Origin of the sequence: Streptomyces sp. HUAS 31, from assembly GCF_028198125.1 — a bacterium.
GTDB lineage: Bacteria > Actinomycetota > Actinomycetes > Streptomycetales > Streptomycetaceae > Streptomyces > Streptomyces chartreusis.
Genome location: NZ_CP116353.1, coordinates 130,480 through 146,335 on the forward strand (window position 1 = coordinate 130,480; position 15,856 = coordinate 146,335).

The following is a 15,856-nucleotide window of genomic DNA, read 5'->3' on the forward strand; positions in this document are numbered from 1 at the left end:
CCGCCGACCGCGGCCCGGGCTTGTCCGGAGACCGGTAGGGCATCGGTCCGGCCACGTCAGCGCCCGCTGCGCTCCAGCGCCCGGACTTCGGGATGGCGCAGATCGAACGCCGGGGACTCCGAGCGGATCGCGGGCAGGGACAGGAAGTTGTGCCGCGGGGGCGGGCAGGAGGTGGCCCATTCCAGCGAGCGGCCGTATCCCCAGGGGTCGTCGTCCGCCACGCGTGGCGCGTACTGCGAGGTCCTCCACACGTTGTAGAGGAACGGAAGCATGGAAGCGCCGAGCAGGAAGGACCCGATCGTCGACACGGTGTTCAGAGCCGTGAACCCGTCGGCTGCCAGGTAGTCGGCGTAGCGCCGCGGCATTCCCTCGACGCCCAGCCAGTGCTGTACGAGGAACGTGCAGTGGAACCCGACGAAGAGGGTCCAGAAGTGGATCTTCCCGATCCGCTCGTCGAGCATTTTGCCCGTGAACTTCGGCCACCAGAAGTAGAAGCCCGCGAACATGGCGAACACCACGGTGCCGAAGACGGTGTAGTGGAAATGCGCCACGACGAAGTACGAGTCGGAGACGTGGAAGTCCAGGGGCGGGGAAGCGAGCAGAACGCCCGTCAGCCCGCCAAAGAGGAACGTTACGAGGAAGCCCATGGCCCACAGCATGGGAGTTTCGAAGGACAGGGACCCCTTCCACATCGTTCCGATCCAGTTGAAGAACTTCACGCCCGTGGGCACGGCGATCAGGAACGACATGAACGCGAAGAAGGGCAGCAGGACTCCGCCGGTGACGAACATGTGGTGGGCCCAGACGGTCACCGAGAGGCCGGCGATGGCAATCGTGGCCCCGACCAGGCCCATGTAGCCGAAGACCGGTTTCCTGCTGAACACGGGCAGTATCTCGGTGACGATGCCGAAGAACGGCAGGGCGATGATGTACACCTCGGGGTGACCGAAGAACCAGAAGAGGTGCTGCCACAGCAGTGGCCCGCCGTTGGCCGCGTCGAAGATGTGCGCGCCGAACTTCCGGTCTGCCTCCAGGGCGAGGAGAGCTGCTGCCAGGGTCGGGAAGGCCAGAAGGACCAGGACCGCGGTGAGCAGGACGTTCCATGTGAAGATCGGCATGCGGAACATGGTCATGCCGGGCGCGCGCATGCAGATGATGGTCGTGATGAAGTTGACCGAGCCGAGGATCGTCCCGAAGCCCGACAGGGCCAGGCCCATGATCCACAGGTCGCCTCCCACTCCGGGCGACCGCAGGGCGCTCGACAGGGGCGCGTAGCCGGTCCAGCCCCAGTGGGCGGAGCCGTCGGGGGTGAGGAATCCCGACAGGACGATCAGGGAGCCCAGGAGGTAGAGCCAATAGGCGAACATGTTCAGCCGGGGAAAGGCCACGTCCGGGGCGCCGATCTGCAACGGCATGATCCAGTTCGCGAACCCTGCGAACAGGGGGGTGGCGAAGATCAGGAGCATGATGGTGCCGTGCGCGGTAAAGGCCTGGTTGAACTGTTCGTTGGAGAGGAACTGCATGCCCGGGCGTGCGAGTTCGGCGCGCATGACGAGGGCGAAGGTGCCGCCGACGAGGAAGAACACGAACGAGGTAGTCAGGTAGAGCGTTCCGATCCTCTTGTGGTCGGTGGTGGTCAGCCACTCCACCACCGCCATGCCCGCGCCTGCGCTCTGTCGCCGCTCCATGGCCCTGTCGGCCACCTGTACTTCCGCCACCTTCGCCTCCGTGCGTCTGATCGGGGGCCCCGGCCATGTGCCCGCCGTGCCATGAGCGCCAATCAAGCACCGCGGCATACATGCGCCGTCTACCGCGGGTGAAGGACCCGGCGGGACGGCTCTGGGTGACGCGGCATCATGACCGTGTTCTTCTTGGTGGTCGGCCTGGAGGCCTGCCGCGATTTCGGCATGGGCGAGCTGCACGGGCACAAGCGCCTCGCGCTCTCGCTCACCGCGAGGGTGAACGGGATGCTCGTCCCGATCGGGATCTGCCTCGCCTCCAATGTGGGGCACTCGTCAGCGCAACCCTGGGCAGCGGCCATGGCCACGGACCCCGCCTTCGGCATATCGGCTCCGCCTCCCACTGCAACCTGGAGCGCACCAGCGGTCTCTCTCGCGCCTCTGCCGCGAGCAGCCCACCCCCGAGGCCGCGCGCATAGTGCGACAGGCCTCGCCTCGGGCCTCTCTCCCAACGAGCTCATACGGCGGCTCTTCCGCCCCAGGGAGAGAGTTACGTAGTGGTGCCGTTGTTCTCGCTGGCGAGTGCCGGGGATCACGGCCGATCCTGGGTGGCCACGTCCCCCAGCAGCCTCGGCGTCTTTCGTCGCGTACGTGGCAGGCAGGCCACTCGCGAGCCTGGGCCCAACGGCTGCAGCAATTGGGCCCAAGCCGGGGGTGCGTCCGGCCCCCGGCCGGGTGGGACGCGGTCGCTCGCCTGCGGTGGCCTCCTCGTCAACGTCGGCTACACCCTCTCGCCGCCTATCGCCCTATGCGCCTTCAGCGGCGCCGAGTTCGACGAGGCCAAGGCGGGGTGCTGGGCGCCGTCGTTGTCTCGTTCGCCCAAAGTCATGTCACCAGTGGCGCCGTCGGCCCACTGCCCCAACCATGCGCGACCTACCAGTCGCATCGGGCAGAGCCGAGGCCATCGTGGAACTGGCCGTGCCGGTCGACCCGGCACAGGACCACGTGCGTGATTCAGGCCCCGGACAGCGGCCCGGACGCCGTGCGCCAAGTGTGGCGGCACCTGCCTCTCGCCGACATTCACCCGAACGCGGCCTGTGCCGAGGGGCCGCACGCCAGGGTTGCTGGCAAATACACGAACTCCTCCTCTCCCGCCAGGGTAGCCTCACGCTGTCCGACCTGTCCGACCACGCCGCGGCGATCGAACTGGACGTGGAGAGCACAGCGACGGGTTGCCTGGCTCACTTCGCAGCGCTAGATGGGCGCTGCTGCGGACCGTGACACCGCCTGATGCTTCACGCGACGAGGTCTCGGGCACTGAGCCACCACGCGCATCCATGCACCATCTACAGCGCGTCCACCACGCGTCGGGACAGCGCTTCGGCCACAGGTTACGGGTGTTGAATGGGCCCAGACGGGGCTGCCCGTCGTGCCTCGCCCCGGGACACGGGCGCCACCAGTGCTGCAGCAAGCACCGCAGCGTCGGCGGGAAACGGAACCGAAAGCCGGAGATCACCCCTATGGCCAAGCCCAAACAGCACCACGTGACCGTCGACGGAATGCGCATCCGCACGGACCGGCTCGTCCTGCGGCCGTGGTCGCTGCAGGACGCGGCCGCAGCTCTCGCCGTGTACAGCCGGAGCGAGGTTTCGCGGTGGCTGGCACCCGCCATGGAGGCCGTGGCTGACGAATCCGCCATGTCGGCGGTCCTCAAGCAGTGGATCGACCAGTGCTCCGTCCTGGAGGTACCCGCAGGCCGCTGGGCCGTCGAACTCGCGGACAACGGCGAGCTCATCGGCGCAGCCGCCGTACTGCCGCTCCCGCCGGACGGCGTCGACCTGGAGATCGGCTGGCAGCTGGCCCCCGCGTACTGGGGCCACGGGCTGGCCACAGAGGCCGGTCATGCCGTCGCCCACTACACGTTCACTCAAGGCGTCGACGAAGTGTTCGCCGTCGTGCGGCCTCGCAACACAAGGGGCACCGCGACCGCGCGGCGAGTAGGCATGGAGTGGGTCGGAGAGACGCAGAAGTACTACGGCCTCACCCTGCAGGTCTTCCGGCTACGCAAAGGCGACCTCGACCTGCCGACGCTCCCGACCTGACCTTCCTCCTTCCCCCCGAGGCGACCGCGGGCTCGTCGGCCGTGGGGCGCTACCGTTCGGACGCGCACACAGCCTCAGGTACGCCCGACAACACACTTCGCGGGCGACACCTGGGCCTGCAACAAGTGGGAACGAGGCTGCCTGGCTGGCCGCCCACCGTCCACGCGGCGCCAGCACCGACCGGCTCGTCCTAATCGGCATCGTCACCAGCAACCGCATCACGCCATCCGCCCACTCACGCTGACTGGGCCCTTCCACGTGGCCTCGGCTGCGCGGACCTGGAGGGAGAGAACATGGCCTCCACGGTCGAGCAGGTGACGGCGGCATACTCCCTCGCCGACTACGTGGCTGCCGGCCGAGATCGATCCGGGGTGGTGCCCCGACAGGGCGGTCTCTGATGATCCGCAACCACACCGAAGCCCGCACGACCGCTTACCCGTTGACCCCGACGGCTGCGCGTGCCTCGACATCTGGCATGACTGCCACCTCGCACCGAGGGGAAGCCCCCGGCGACAGCGTTCCCACAACTGGATGAGTTGCCTTGCGTCCACGCATCGGGCGAACAGCATCCAGGATGACCGTAATCGCAGCCGCCCTCGCGACCGTCGCGGGACCGACGCTGGCCGGCGCACCCGGCGCGGCAGCTGCAGACCGAGCCTCGTTCAACCTCACAGTCGGCGCCGCTTACTTCAAGGGCACGCTGCAGGTCACACGGGATAATCCGGGTGTGTCCCGCACGCCGATCATGGCATGCTCCCCGCATGCCGATCATTGACGTGTCGCCCGGGGTGTCCATCGCCTACGAGACCTTTGGCGACCCCGATGACAGCCCCGTTCTGCTCGTCATGGGCTTCGGTGCCCAGATGCTCGCCTGGCACGTGGACTTCTGCCGTGCGTTGGCCGACCGCGGGCGTTATGTGATCCGGTACGACAACCGCGACTGCGGGTTGTCCACCAGGTTCGACGATCACCCCGTCGACATGGGGAAGTTCATCGCCGCCGTGAGCTCGGGCGATATTCCCGCCGCGCTCGCGATGGTGCCCTACCGGCTTCAGGACATGGCCGACGACGCCCTCGGACTGCTCACCGCGCTCGGCCTCGAACGCGCCCACGTGGTCGGCGCCTCCATGGGCGGAATGATCGCCCAGACCATGGCCATCGCCCACCCCGAGCGGGTGCTGACCCTGACGTCCATGATGTCCTCGACCGGCGAGAGCAACTACGGTCAGCCCAGCCCCGAAGCGCAGGCGGTGTTGTTCGGCCCGAAGCCCGCAGACCGCGGGGGCTACGTCGCGGCGGCCGCGAACGAGCTGGTGTGGGCCTCCAAGCGCCACGGCGACGCCACGGTGCTGCGTGAGCTGGCCGCCGACAGCTACGACCGCGCCTACTACCCCGCCGGCATCGGCCGACAGCTCGGAGCGATGATCCTCAGCGGCTCGCGCGCGGACGCCCTCCGCGAACTCCGCGTGCCCACGCTGGTGATCCACGGCGTGGACGACACGTTGATCGACCCCAGCGGCGGGCGACGCACCGCAGAACTGGTGCCCGGCGCCCGACTCCTCCTGGTCCCCGACATGGGCCACGACCGCCCACGCGCTCTCTGGCCCGAACTCCTCGAAGCCATCGAGGGCCATACCGGCTGACACTGACGGGCCGGTCGAGTTGATGTCCTCGTCCGGCCCGCCCGTGCGCCGCTAGAGGTCGAGCTGGTGCTGGTGTGTTGTGTGCGTGGGTGTGTAGCCGAGGCCGTCGTTGATGCGCCTCATGTGTGTGTTGCTGTCGGCGGTGTCGGTCAGAAGACCGCCAAGGTTCGGATAGTCCCCCCGCGCCTGCCGGATCGACTCGGCCTTCATCCAGCGGCCGAGATCGTGGCCCCGGTGTTCGGGCTGTACGCCGGTGCCGTAGTGCTGGGCATCGCCCGTGCCGTCACCCGGAATGACGAGTTCGGTGAATCCGGCGATCGAACCGGTGACGGTCTCGATGGCGACGACGGTGTGCAGATGGTCGCCGCGCTGCTCGACGACCTTGGCCACGGCCCGGACCCGGTCCACGTCCCACGTCACGGTGCCGTAGTCGGTGTCGTCCATGGGCATGTCGTCCATGGCACGACGTGAGGCCGCGAAGGTGTGGGCCAGGTCGTCGGGAACGGTTCCCTGCCAGTGGGCCAGTCGGTAGCCCGTATGCGGTCGCTCGATGATCTCGGTGAGAGCGGCGGTGTCCACGTCGGCAAGTGGCAGGCGGGAGAACCGCAGGGTGAGGACCTTGCGGAACCCGAGCGCCGCCAGGAAGCGGTCGCCGGGCGATCCGGCGTCGGCCTGCGCCAAGACGCAGCGTCGGCCGACGTCCCTGGCGGCTGCCACGGCAGCATCGAGGAGCCGGGAACCGACGCCCTTGCGCCGCTCGGCGGGATGGACCTGGAGCGTCAGTTCGGCCAGGTGCTTCTGTCCGGGATCGGTGTGCAGGCGTAGAAAGGCCGTCCCGAGCGGGATGGAAGCGGCGTCGGACGCCAGCCAGACGAGCGATCGGCTGCGCGGCCCGTCGTCGGGGTCGGTCAGTGGGGTGATGCGAAGCGACAAGGTGTCTCCGTCCTGAGGAGGTGGCAAGGGTCGGTACGCGGGCTGAACTGCTGGGCACTCCTGCGCATGTGCTCCACACCTCCTCGTCGACGGTGCCGGTCCGGGGATGACGCGGACGGCTCGGAGAATCTAGTTGGCCCGCCGTTGCTCGGCAACGGAATTCCCGAAGGGCCGATGGCGCAGCGACCGCGCACCTGGAGGCCGCCCCCTTGCCAGGCGGTCCCTAGCTCCCGGCCACACTCCGCCAGAAGTCCCGCATCAGCGGCGTCGGTGTCGGGCTCGTCATCCCCACCTGGGTCAACATGATCGCGATCGTTCCCGTGGTCGGGACGATGTACGCCGTCGTACCGGTGCCGCCCACCCAGCCGTAGCGGCCGGGGACGTTCCAGGGGTCGGCCGGGGTGACGTCGACCTGGCCGCCGTAGCCCCAGCCCTGGCCCTCCAGGAAGAGCGTGGCGTCGGCGCGCTGCTCGGCCGTGAGGTGGTTGGTGGTCATGCGGCTGACCGAGGTGGGGGTGAGGATGCGGTGGCCGTTGCCATCGCCGCTGTTCAGCAGCATGCGGGCGAAGGCCAGCCAGTCGTCGGCCGTGGAGACGAGGCCGCCGCCGCCCGAGTGGAAGCGTGGGAGGCGGCTCCACAGCCCGTCGGGGGTGTCCGTCAGTTCAGGAGGGCCGTCCGGGGTCGGGGAGTAGGCCGAGGTGAAGCGGTGCCGCTTCGACTCGGTCACCTCGAAGGCCGTGTCGGTCATGCCCAGCGGCTCGAAGATCCGTTCCGCGAGGAAGTCGGGGAATGTGCCGCCCGACGCACGGGCGACCAGGATGCCCTGGAGGTCGGACGAGGTGCCGTACAGCCAGGCGTCTCCCGGCTGGTGGAGCATCGGCACCTGCGCGAGGAGGCCGAGCCAGGTGTCCGCGTCGGGCCAGTCCTGAAGGGCGCGGCCGTCCTTCTGCACCGTGAACAGGGACTGCACCGCCGGGAGAGAGAAGTCGGAAGGGAAGCCCCAGCCGGTGCGGGAGCTGAGCAGGTCTTCGACGGTGATCGGACGGCTCACAGGGACCACGTCGTCGACCGCCGCGTCGGGAGTGCGCACCACGCTCTGCTTGGCGATCTCCGGCAACCATTCCTCGACCGGCGCCTCCAGAGCGAGCCGCCCCTCCTCCACCAGCATCAGAACCGCGGCCGCCGTGATCGGCTTGGTGATCGACGCGATCCGGAAGAGCGAGTCCCTCGCCATGGGGGCGGTGCCGTCGAAGTCCACCGACCCGAGGGTCACCACCTCCACATCCTCGCCGCGGGCCACAAGGCCGACGGCGCCCGGCACCGTCCCGTCGTCGACGTACCGGTGCAGGGTGTCGTGCAGAGCGCTCATCGGGCGGCCTTCCGGTCTAGGTGGTCGTAGGGTCTACGACTGTCCGGGCGCCGGAAATTCATCGGCCGACCCAGCGGTGATACGCGTCCATGTCTACGTTGCTGCCGCACACGATGGTGACCACGTGCCGGCCGGCGAAGCGGTCACGGTCCTCGAGGAGCGCCGCGATGCCGAGTGCGGCCGCCGGTTCGACGACGAGGCCGGCACGGTCGAGGAGCATCCGCATGCCGGCGATGATCGACGCCTCCTGGACCAGGACCGCGTCGTCGGCGACCACGAGGAGGTCGTCCAGGACGGCCGGGATCGGGCATCGGCCGGCGACGCCGTCAGCGATGGTGTCGGTCGAGTCGGTGGTGACGACGCGCCGCCCGTGCCACGAGCGGGTCATCGCCGGTGCGCCCTCCGGCTGGACGCAGATCACCTCGACCTCGGGCGCCAATGCCTTCACCACATGCCCCACCCCGGTGGCCAGCGCTCCGCCACCGAGGGCGATCAACACGGTGTCGAAGGACGGCACGGTGTCCACCATCTCCAGCCCGATGGTCGCTGCGCCTTCGCAGGTCTCGATGTCGAGGCTGTCCTCGACCAGCCGAATGCCGTCGTCGCGGGCAATGGCCGCGGCCCGCTCGCGCGCCATCTCGTGGTCGCCGTCCACCAGTTCCAGCTTGGCGCCCAGTGCGCGGATGCGGTCAAGTTTGGCGGCGGTCGCGAAGCGGGACGCCACGACGGTGACGTCGAGCCCGCGACCTCGGCCGGACCAAGCCAGAGCCTGGCCGAGGTTGCCCGCGCTGGCGCACACCACGGCTCGCGGGCCCTGCTCGGCGAGCCGGCTCGCGACCACCTCGGTGCCGCGCCCCTTGAAGCTGCGGACCGGGTTCGCCGTTTCGAGCTTGATGCTCACCGTGCAGCCGAGGGCTGGCTCCAGCGCCTCGCAGCGGTACAGCGGCGTGTCGAGAAAGACCGGGTCGATCACTCGGCGGGCCGCCCGGATCCGGGCAGTGCTCAGGCGTGTCTCCTGCACGACACAGCAGCGTAGCGCCGTCGGCCTTCGGCAATGTCACCTCCGCTCGAACGCTCGTGACCCAGCACACACCGTCCGCAGCGATGACTTTGGTGGCCTTCGCCGGTCGAATGATCGACAACACATCAACAGCCAGGAAATGAGGACACCCATGACCGCCGAAGTGAAGGGTCCCGCCAGCTACTTCCCGTCCATCGAGAAGAAGTACGGCCGCCCGATCGCCGAGTGGAAGGAACTCATCCGCACCTCCCCGCTCACCAAGCACATGGAGCTCGTCAACTGGCTCAAGTCCGAGCACGGCCTGGGCCACGGCCACGCCAACGCCCTCGTCGCACACACCCTCGCCGAGGACGCCGGCAAGTAGCCAGAGAAGAGCACGGACGCCCCGCCACTGTCGACCGTCAGGACTCCCCGACGGTCACGAGAACGGGGCGCCTCGTCCGTTCGGCGAGGGTGAGGGTGTCGTTGGCGAGCGCTGCATAGGATCGCTGACATGGCACTGCGACCTGTGCACGTGAACATCAAGGCACTCGATGCCTCGGCGGTCGGTCGGTTCTGGGCCGAGGCGCTCGGCTGGAGTGCCTACAGCGCCGGCGTGACCACCTATGTCGGACCTCCCGGTGGCCTCGTCTGGCCGGACCCGATCGTCGTCGGCATCGACGTCGTTCCCGTCCCGGAAGCCAAGTCAGCGACGAAGAACCGTGTGCATCTAGATCTCGCCACCACCTCCGCGGCCCATCAGGAGGAACTGGTCGAGCGTCTTCTGAACCTCGGTGCCACGCCGGCCCACGTGGGCCAGGGCGACGTGCCGTGGACGGTGCTCGCCGACCCGGAGGGCAATGAGTTCTGTGTGCTGGAGCCTCGGGAGGTCTACCGGGACACCGGGCCGATCGCCGCGGTGGTGGTCGACTGTGCGGATCCGCGGGCGATGGCCCGGTTCTGGGGCGAGGCGACGGACTGGGTCCTGCACGAAACCACCGACGATCAGGCGGTGTTGCGTTCCGCCAAGGGTGCCGGCCCCTATCTGGAGTTCATCCGCACGCCCGACGTGAAGACCGTGCCGGACCGCGTCCACCTCGACCTGCTGCCTTACCCCGGTGACGACAAGGCGGCGGAGGTGGCCAGGCTACGAGCCCTGGGCGCCACCGACCTAGACCTCGGCCAGGGCGACGCCCCCTGGACGTGCCTGAACGACCCCGAGAGCCACGAATTCTGCGTCCTCGCCCTGTCGTAGAACCGGAGCCCGCAAAACCCCCCGGCCGCAGACCGATTGCATCGGCGGCCGGAAGACCTGGGGTTCAGGCGGCCGGCAGACCCGGGGTTCAACTCGCCTTGAGAGTCACGGCGGTGCGCTCATGTGCGGCGCGGGCCGTCTCCAGCAGGCGCCGCCAAGACGTCACGGTCGGCCGCCGCCGCAGCAGAGCCCGGCGTTCCCGCTCGGTCATGCCTCCCCACACGCCGTACTCGATGCGCTCGTCCAAGGCATGGGCGAGACACTCCGTCCGTACGCCGCAGCCGCCGCAAAGCGCCTTGGCCCGGTTCTGTGCCGCCCCTTCGACGAACAGGTCGTCAGGGTTGGCCGTCCGGCACAGTCCACGCTCACTCCAGTCGGTGCCCGTCATCTGCGATGCCGTCCTCTCCCCTGGACCGGTGATGCCGGTTGCCTCCATGCCGTAGGCGACCGGCATATGACAGTACGTCGTTCTGCGGCTTCTGCCGAGTCCGCAGTACGTTGTCACACCTTCGGGTGAGCGGTGCTTGCCTGGTAGGGACGGTAGCGCTATGGGTTCCCTGTCCCATCCGAGTGGTCAGGAGGGTCTGCCACGGGCGAAGATGGTGGTCATGACGGATGAGGGCATCTCGATCGACTCCACCACACCCAGTATCGCGCGTGTCTACGACTATCTGCTGGGCGGGAAGGACAACTACGCCGTAGACCGGGAGATCGGCGATGTCTTCAAACGGGACCTTCCCGGCTCGGTGGGGATCGCCTTCGCCAACCGCGCGGCGCTGACGCGGGCGGTGAAGGAGATTGTGACGACGACCGACGTACGGCAGTTCATCGACCTGGGCAGTGGTCTGCCAACGGCCGACAACGTCCACCAGGTGGCACAGCGGCACGCTCAGGAGTCCCGTGTCGTGTACGTCGACAACGATCCCCAAGTCCTGGTCTACGGCCGCGCATTGCTGGAGCAGAACGACCGGACCCGCGTCGTCGCCGCCGACATCCGCAATCCCGAGGACGTGTATCAACACCCGGACACCCGGGAACTGATCGACTTCGAACGCCCGGTGGCCGTCATGTTCAGCGCCATCCTTCACCACGTCAACGACGACGAGGAACCGGCACGGATCGTCCGCTACTGGCGCGACCGTGTGCCGTCCGGGAGTTACTTCTTCGTCAGTCACTTCCGCTCCGGCAACAACTCGGAGACGAGGGAGGCGGAGAAGGTTCTGCAACAGACCTTCGGCCGTGGCCGGTGGCGCAGCGACGAGGAGATCGAGCACCTGCTGGACGGCCTGGAGATCCTCTCCCCCGGCATCGTTCCCGCGCCCCTGTGGCGCCCGGAAGCGGTCGACAGCCAGTGGGCCGACGCCGGCGGACGGGAACTCACCGTCTGGGAGCACCTCATCACGGCGGGGCTGGCACGCAAGTCTTGAGCCGGCAGTATGTGCGGAATGGGGTGGCGGGTCGCGCGGCTGCTCCTCAGCGAAGGGCGGACCCGCTTCGATCACGGACCGAGACTTCATCCACCGGCGAGACCTAGGACGAGGTCGACTCCGAGGAGGCCGAGGGGCCCGGCATCGAGTGTGGCAAACAGAACGCCGTCTTCATGACGTGTCCGGATGGACGGGTAGGTGAGGGTCAGGACGGCTCCGGTGGGCGGGTGGATGTGGGGGACGCGGGGCGTGCGGTCAAACGGTGCAGTCCCCTGCGGTCGTAGTACAGGGTCATGGCGAACCCGAACAGCAGGGCGAGAGCGCTGCCGATGGCGATCATGACCCAGCCTCGGGTCAGGCCGGCGTCGGCTCGGGCGTCGAAGTAGAGGATGGCCCTTACGCCGTCGCTCAGTTGCCGCATCGGTTCGAACAGCGCCAGGAAGCGGTAGAAACCCGGTACGGCATGGAGGGGAATCGTCGCCCCTGAGGAGGGCAGGGCCAGGGCGATGAAGACGAACATGGAGACCACTTGGCCGATCCCGCCGAAGGCGGCGTTGATGGCCTGCACTCCCAGGCCCACGGCCAGGCTGGCGCAGTAGGAGAAGAGCCACAGCAGGGGCAGGTGCGAGGCGTCCATGCCCAGGATCCCGATCGCGGCGACCATGATCAGGCTGGTGGTGAGAACGCAGATGCCCGCGGTCATGAGCATTTTCAGCAGTAGCGTCTGCGTGCGGCTGATGGGCACGGTGGGGCGTCGGGTGTGCCAGGGCCCGATCTCGTTGTCGGTGTATCCCAGGCCCGCGTCGACGCCGTTGTTGATGATGTTTCCGCCGACGAATCCGGTCAGCACCAGCAGCAGTGTGAAGTAGAAGCCACTCAGACCGAGGCCGCTGTGGCCCCCGACGGGATGGCCCACCTTGGTGGTGACGGTGACAGGGTCGCCAAGGAGCGATTGGGTCGTGGTGTTGGCGCCTTGTTCGGTGGCTTGGGCTGCCAGTCGCTTGCCGATCGTCAGGGATGCCTGGTGAGCCGCGCGCTGGGTGATCTGGCTGGCCAGGGAGGAGCCGAGGCTGCCCAGGCCGGGGTTGGTCAGGACGGTGAGGGCGGGCCGCGTTGTGGCCTGGCTGGTTGTCAGTGCCGCCACCGAGGTGGTGAAGTCGCTCGGGATCACCAAAGCGCCGTAGATCTTGCCCGACGCGAGTTGGTCCCGCATCTGAGCTTGGCTGAGCCGGCGCCATTGCACGGCGTCTGCTGGGGTCGCTGCAGCGACCGACCGGCTCACCTGTTCGCCCAAGGTCTGTTGTTGTCCTGGCAGCGGTGGCCCCTGGTCCGAGTTGACCAGGGCAATGGGCAGATGGCGCAGGTTGCCGTTCGGGTTGAGGATGCCGCCCATATAGAGCAGCGTCAGGCACAGGGCCACCAGTGCGGACAGGACGGTCGGCACCAGCCAGATCTTCCCGTGCCGCGCCACAACGACAGCACGCGCGAGTGACGGTTGCTTCCCGGAACCCTTTGAGGTCATGGAACTCCCATACGGGCACGGTCCTGGGCTGTCTGGAACCGATGGACTTGCGTGCGCAGCTCGGCGTCGGCACGCAGTGTCAGCCGGTAGTGAGCACCATGCGGAAGCGTGCGGCTCCCGACAGCATCTTCTGGTAGGCGGCGTCGGCTTCTGTCAGCGGCAGGGTCTCCACCGTCGGGCGAATGCCGTGCAGGGTGCTGAACGCCATGGTGTCCTGCACGTCCTGTGCGGTGCCGGACGGGTGGCCACGTACGGTCCTGCCGCGCAGAATCAGCTGAAGTGGGCCGATTCCCAGGGGGTCGGGGCTGACTCCGATGACGACGAGTTCGCCCCGGTGCGTCAAGCCGTCAACCGTTGCCGCGATGGCGTCGGAGCTTCCGGCCGTGGCGAGTACGACCTTGGCGCCGCCCAGGGAGAGCAGGGATTCCGCAACCGCGGTCCCCCCTGTGCTGTCGATGTAGTGGTGTGCTCCCAATTGCTTGGCGAACTCGGCCTTCTCCGCGCCTCGGGCGATGGCCACGGTCTCAAATCCCATGGCTACCGCGTACTGCACGCCCAGGTGGCCGAGACCACCGATGCCCAGTACGGCCACGAGATCGCCGGGCCGGGCGGAGCTGCGTCGCAGACCGTTGTACGTCGTGACGCCGGCGCAGGCCATGGGTCCCGCGTCGGACGCCTTCAGGGCTTCGGGGATCCGGGCCAGGGCGTCGATCGGCGCAATCATGGCTTCGGCGAAGCCGCCGTCGTACGCGTAGCCGGGAATCTTGAGGTTGTCGCAGACGATGAAGTCGCCCTGCCGGCAGGGAATGCAGCGACCGCAACTCCCTCCGAACCAGCCCACCGTGACGCGGTCCCCCACGTTCCAGCCGCCGGCCTCGGCCCCTTCTCCGAGCTCCTCGATGCGCCCGGCGGCCTCGTGGCCCGGCACCAGAGGGAACCGCACGCCGGGCATGCCGGCGCTCACGAAGACGGCGTCGCTGTGGCAGATTCCGCAGGCCTCGACGGCAACCTTTACGTGGCGAGGGCCTGGATGCTGCACCTCCCGCTCGACGATCCGGAAGGACCCGTTCGCGGTGTCGACCTGGGCAACTCGATAGGTGTTCATGCGTTTCCCCGGGGTCAGGAACGGCGGCGGCGCCCGAGGCAGCGGACGACAGGGGGCAACCGCACACTGAGGTAAGGGTTGAGCGTTCGACATCGCCGGACCACGTGACTGCACACGACTCTTGAGCATGAGCAGCGCGACTACATGGCGTGCAGGGGTTCCTTGAAGGACTTGCGGAACACCGGCCCGGCGAAGGGGATGATCGAAGACATCACCTTTGACTTGAACGAGGTGGGGTGCCGTTCGAGTCTGACGTCGACGCCTCTGCCCACGTATCACCCCGCTCGACCGTCAGTACGCCCATCACCTCGTCCGGACTTATCGAGGAGTTCACGTGGAAGTGCAGGGATGGCATGACCAACTCCCTGGCTCGAAACGTTGTCTGTCGGCGGCCTCCGTTTCTCAGAATGCACCTCCGCCCGGTACCACGCACCAGCAGCCTCTTGGCCCGCGCCTTCGTGATCGCGTCCAGTGGTCGACGCGTTGCCCGACGTGCCGCTCTCACACATCGTGAGCAGACCGTTACGCATCGCACGCCCTGCGAGCAGCATGCGGCCTCGGCACCCATGAAACCGCAGGTCACAGCCGTTTATCTCCAGGCCTGTCACACATTTCGCACTTACCTGGTCATTAGATTCAAAGCTGCCAAGAGGGCCTGCCAACCTAAGGAGTGCAACCATGCCCCAGCACGTTCTGGAACCTGCGGCGCAGGAGCTGGCCGACGCCACGGCCAACCCGCCCTTCTCTTACGAACTCGGTTCGGAGGGCGCCCGGAAGGTGCTCGACGACCTTCAGGCGGCGCCGGTGGAGAAACCGGACGTGGAGGACAAGTGGATCACTGTGCCGGTCGACGTGGGGATGTACAGGTACGCATCGTCAAGCCCGTCGGCTTCCGGGGATCACTGCCGGTCGTCCTCTACGTGCACGGTGGCGGCTGGTTCCTTGGCAACGCCGGCACCCATGACCGTCTGGTGCACGAGCTCGCCGTCGGGGCGAACGCCGCGGTCGCGTTCGTCGAGTACGACCGCTCGCCGGAGGCCAAGTACCCGGTCGCCATCGAGCAGGCGTACGCGGCCGCTCAATGGATCACCGCGAAAGGTGCCGAGGAAGGTCTCGATGCGTCTCGCCTGGCGGTGGCCGGCGACTCCGTCGGCGGCAATATGACCGCAGCCCTCACCCTCATGGCCAAGCAGCGCGGCGACGTGACCTTCGTGCACCAGTCGCTGTACTACCCCGTCACGGACGCCTCCCAGAACACCGAAAGCTACCGGGAGTTCGCGCACGGCCCCGTCCTCACCGCCAAGTCCATGGCCGGGTTCTGGGACTGCTACACCAGCGACCCCGCCCATCGGGCGGAGATCACCGCCTCACCGCTGTGGGCGAGCCTGGAGGACCTCCAGCGACTGCCGCCCGCGCTCGTCATCGTCGACGAGAACGACGTGCTTCGGGACGAAGGCGAGGCGTACGCGGCCAAGTTGATCCAGGCGGCCGTGCCCACCATGAATATCCGCATCAATGGCACCCTGCACGACTTCATGATGCTTAACCCGCTGCGTCCCACGCAGGCGACAACTGCCGGGATGCAGCTGGCCATTCACACCCTGAGCACCGCCTTCCGCAGCGCTTGAGAGTCCTGCGCTGCCCAACCGCAGCGCCGCAAGGACCAGCCGTACTGATCACCACTTCGGTACGCGTATGCGTGGACTCCGTTGGCACAGAACGTGGATCATCCGTTCCTTTCCCCTGCGCCTCGACCCCAGCGACGCGATGAGCACCTTGAGCGGGCCAGTCAGTACGGTCGCTCGACATCCTGCCGATCCA

Annotated in this window: 13 protein-coding genes and 1 pseudogene; 7 read left to right on the forward strand and 7 right to left on the reverse strand. The window is 67.8% G+C overall.

What is annotated here, in order from left to right; translation table 11 throughout:
* Positions 1-56: 56 nt before the first annotated feature.
* Entirely contained in the window at positions 57-1,688 is a 1,632-nt protein-coding gene (gene ctaD / locus PGH47_RS00620) for an aa3-type cytochrome oxidase subunit I (RefSeq protein WP_271667937.1), read from the reverse strand.
* 168 nt (positions 1,689-1,856) lie between these two features.
* On the opposite strand from ctaD, the gene PGH47_RS43200 reads away from it, so the two are divergent.
* The 3 genes from PGH47_RS43200 (at position 1,857) to PGH47_RS00630 (ending at position 5,424) form a co-directional block, all read left to right on the forward strand.
* Positions 1,857-2,237 (forward strand): Na+/H+ antiporter NhaA, encoded by a 381-nt coding sequence (locus PGH47_RS43200; protein ID WP_443048459.1) that lies wholly within the window; start codon positions 1,857-1,859, stop codon positions 2,235-2,237.
* A gap of 962 nt (positions 2,238-3,199) precedes the next feature.
* The gene (locus PGH47_RS00625; RefSeq protein WP_271661683.1) at positions 3,200-3,781 is read left to right on the forward strand and encodes a GNAT family N-acetyltransferase; all 582 of its coding nucleotides are present in this window, start codon (positions 3,200-3,202) and stop codon (positions 3,779-3,781) included.
* Between the two features lie 761 nt (positions 3,782-4,542).
* Positions 4,543-5,424, forward strand: a complete 882-nt coding sequence (locus PGH47_RS00630; protein ID WP_271661684.1) for an alpha/beta fold hydrolase — start codon at positions 4,543-4,545, stop codon at positions 5,422-5,424.
* 51 nt (positions 5,425-5,475) lie between these two features.
* On the opposite strand, the gene PGH47_RS00635 is transcribed toward PGH47_RS00630, so the two are convergent.
* The 3 genes from PGH47_RS00635 to PGH47_RS00645 all read right to left on the reverse strand — a co-directional run bounded on the left by PGH47_RS00635 (position 5,476) and on the right by PGH47_RS00645 (position 8,747).
* Positions 5,476-6,357 (reverse strand): GNAT family N-acetyltransferase, encoded by an 882-nt coding sequence (locus PGH47_RS00635; RefSeq protein ID WP_271661685.1) that lies wholly within the window; start codon positions 6,355-6,357, stop codon positions 5,476-5,478.
* 223 nt (positions 6,358-6,580) lie between these two features.
* The gene (locus PGH47_RS00640) at positions 6,581-7,726 is read right to left on the reverse strand and encodes a serine hydrolase domain-containing protein (RefSeq protein ID WP_271661686.1); all 1,146 of its coding nucleotides are present in this window, start codon (positions 7,724-7,726) and stop codon (positions 6,581-6,583) included.
* 58 nt (positions 7,727-7,784) lie between these two features.
* Positions 7,785-8,747: a threonine ammonia-lyase gene (locus PGH47_RS00645; protein WP_271661687.1), complete on the reverse strand. Its 963-nt coding sequence runs from the start codon at positions 8,745-8,747 to the stop codon at positions 7,785-7,787.
* 151 nt (positions 8,748-8,898) lie between these two features.
* On the opposite strand from PGH47_RS00645, the gene PGH47_RS00650 reads away from it, so the two are divergent.
* Complete coding sequence (locus PGH47_RS00650) at positions 8,899-9,111, forward strand: DUF4287 domain-containing protein (RefSeq protein WP_271661688.1); 213 nt, start codon at positions 8,899-8,901, stop codon at positions 9,109-9,111.
* 129 nt (positions 9,112-9,240) lie between these two features.
* Complete coding sequence (locus PGH47_RS00655; RefSeq protein ID WP_271661689.1) at positions 9,241-9,981, forward strand: VOC family protein; 741 nt, start codon at positions 9,241-9,243, stop codon at positions 9,979-9,981.
* A gap of 88 nt (positions 9,982-10,069) precedes the next feature.
* Here the strand turns inward: PGH47_RS00655 and PGH47_RS00660 are convergent, their stop codons facing one another.
* Positions 10,070-10,417, reverse strand: coding sequence for a WhiB family transcriptional regulator (locus PGH47_RS00660; RefSeq protein ID WP_271667938.1), 348 nt, complete (start codon positions 10,415-10,417; stop codon positions 10,070-10,072).
* A gap of 172 nt (positions 10,418-10,589) precedes the next feature.
* Between PGH47_RS00660 and PGH47_RS00665 the strand changes: the two genes are divergently transcribed.
* A complete protein-coding gene (locus tag PGH47_RS00665; RefSeq protein ID WP_271661690.1) occupies positions 10,590-11,408 on the forward strand; it encodes an SAM-dependent methyltransferase in 819 nt (272 codons plus the stop codon).
* A 205-nt stretch (positions 11,409-11,613) separates the two neighbouring features.
* Here the strand turns inward: PGH47_RS00665 and PGH47_RS00670 are convergent, their stop codons facing one another.
* Entirely contained in the window at positions 11,614-12,930 is a 1,317-nt protein-coding gene (locus PGH47_RS00670; RefSeq protein ID WP_271661691.1) for a YhgE/Pip domain-containing protein, read from the reverse strand.
* Between the two features lie 79 nt (positions 12,931-13,009).
* Positions 13,010-14,035 (reverse strand): alcohol dehydrogenase catalytic domain-containing protein, encoded by a 1,026-nt coding sequence (locus PGH47_RS00675; RefSeq protein ID WP_271661692.1) that lies wholly within the window; start codon positions 14,033-14,035, stop codon positions 13,010-13,012.
* A gap of 678 nt (positions 14,036-14,713) precedes the next feature.
* Here PGH47_RS00675 and PGH47_RS00680 point away from each other — a divergent pair.
* Positions 14,714-15,663 (forward strand): annotated as a pseudogene (locus tag PGH47_RS00680) (alpha/beta hydrolase).
* Positions 15,664-15,856 lie beyond the last annotated feature (193 nt).

Excerpts from the sequence above, each read along its gene's own strand:
- PGH47_RS00675 (WP_271661692.1), bottom strand. The coding sequence starts at position 14,035 with ATGAACACCTATCGAGTTGCCCAGGTCGACACCGCGAACGGGTCCTTC.
- PGH47_RS00670 (WP_271661691.1), bottom strand. The coding sequence starts at position 12,930 with ATGACCTCAAAGGGTTCCGGGAAGCAACCGTCACTCGCGCGTGCTGTC.
- PGH47_RS00630 (WP_271661684.1), top strand. The coding sequence starts at position 4,543 with ATGCCGATCATTGACGTGTCGCCCGGGGTGTCCATCGCCTACGAGACC.
- PGH47_RS00660 (WP_271667938.1), bottom strand. The coding sequence starts at position 10,417 with ATGGAGGCAACCGGCATCACCGGTCCAGGGGAGAGGACGGCATCGCAG.
- PGH47_RS00640 (WP_271661686.1), bottom strand. The coding sequence starts at position 7,726 with ATGAGCGCTCTGCACGACACCCTGCACCGGTACGTCGACGACGGGACG.
- PGH47_RS43200 (WP_443048459.1), top strand. The coding sequence starts at position 1,857 with ATGACCGTGTTCTTCTTGGTGGTCGGCCTGGAGGCCTGCCGCGATTTC.
- PGH47_RS00655 (WP_271661689.1), top strand. The coding sequence starts at position 9,241 with ATGGCACTGCGACCTGTGCACGTGAACATCAAGGCACTCGATGCCTCG.
- ctaD (WP_271667937.1), bottom strand. The coding sequence starts at position 1,688 with ATGGAGCGGCGACAGAGCGCAGGCGCGGGCATGGCGGTGGTGGAGTGG.
- PGH47_RS00650 (WP_271661688.1), top strand. The coding sequence starts at position 8,899 with ATGACCGCCGAAGTGAAGGGTCCCGCCAGCTACTTCCCGTCCATCGAG.
- PGH47_RS00625 (WP_271661683.1), top strand. The coding sequence starts at position 3,200 with ATGGCCAAGCCCAAACAGCACCACGTGACCGTCGACGGAATGCGCATC.
- PGH47_RS00665 (WP_271661690.1), top strand. The coding sequence starts at position 10,590 with ATGACGGATGAGGGCATCTCGATCGACTCCACCACACCCAGTATCGCG.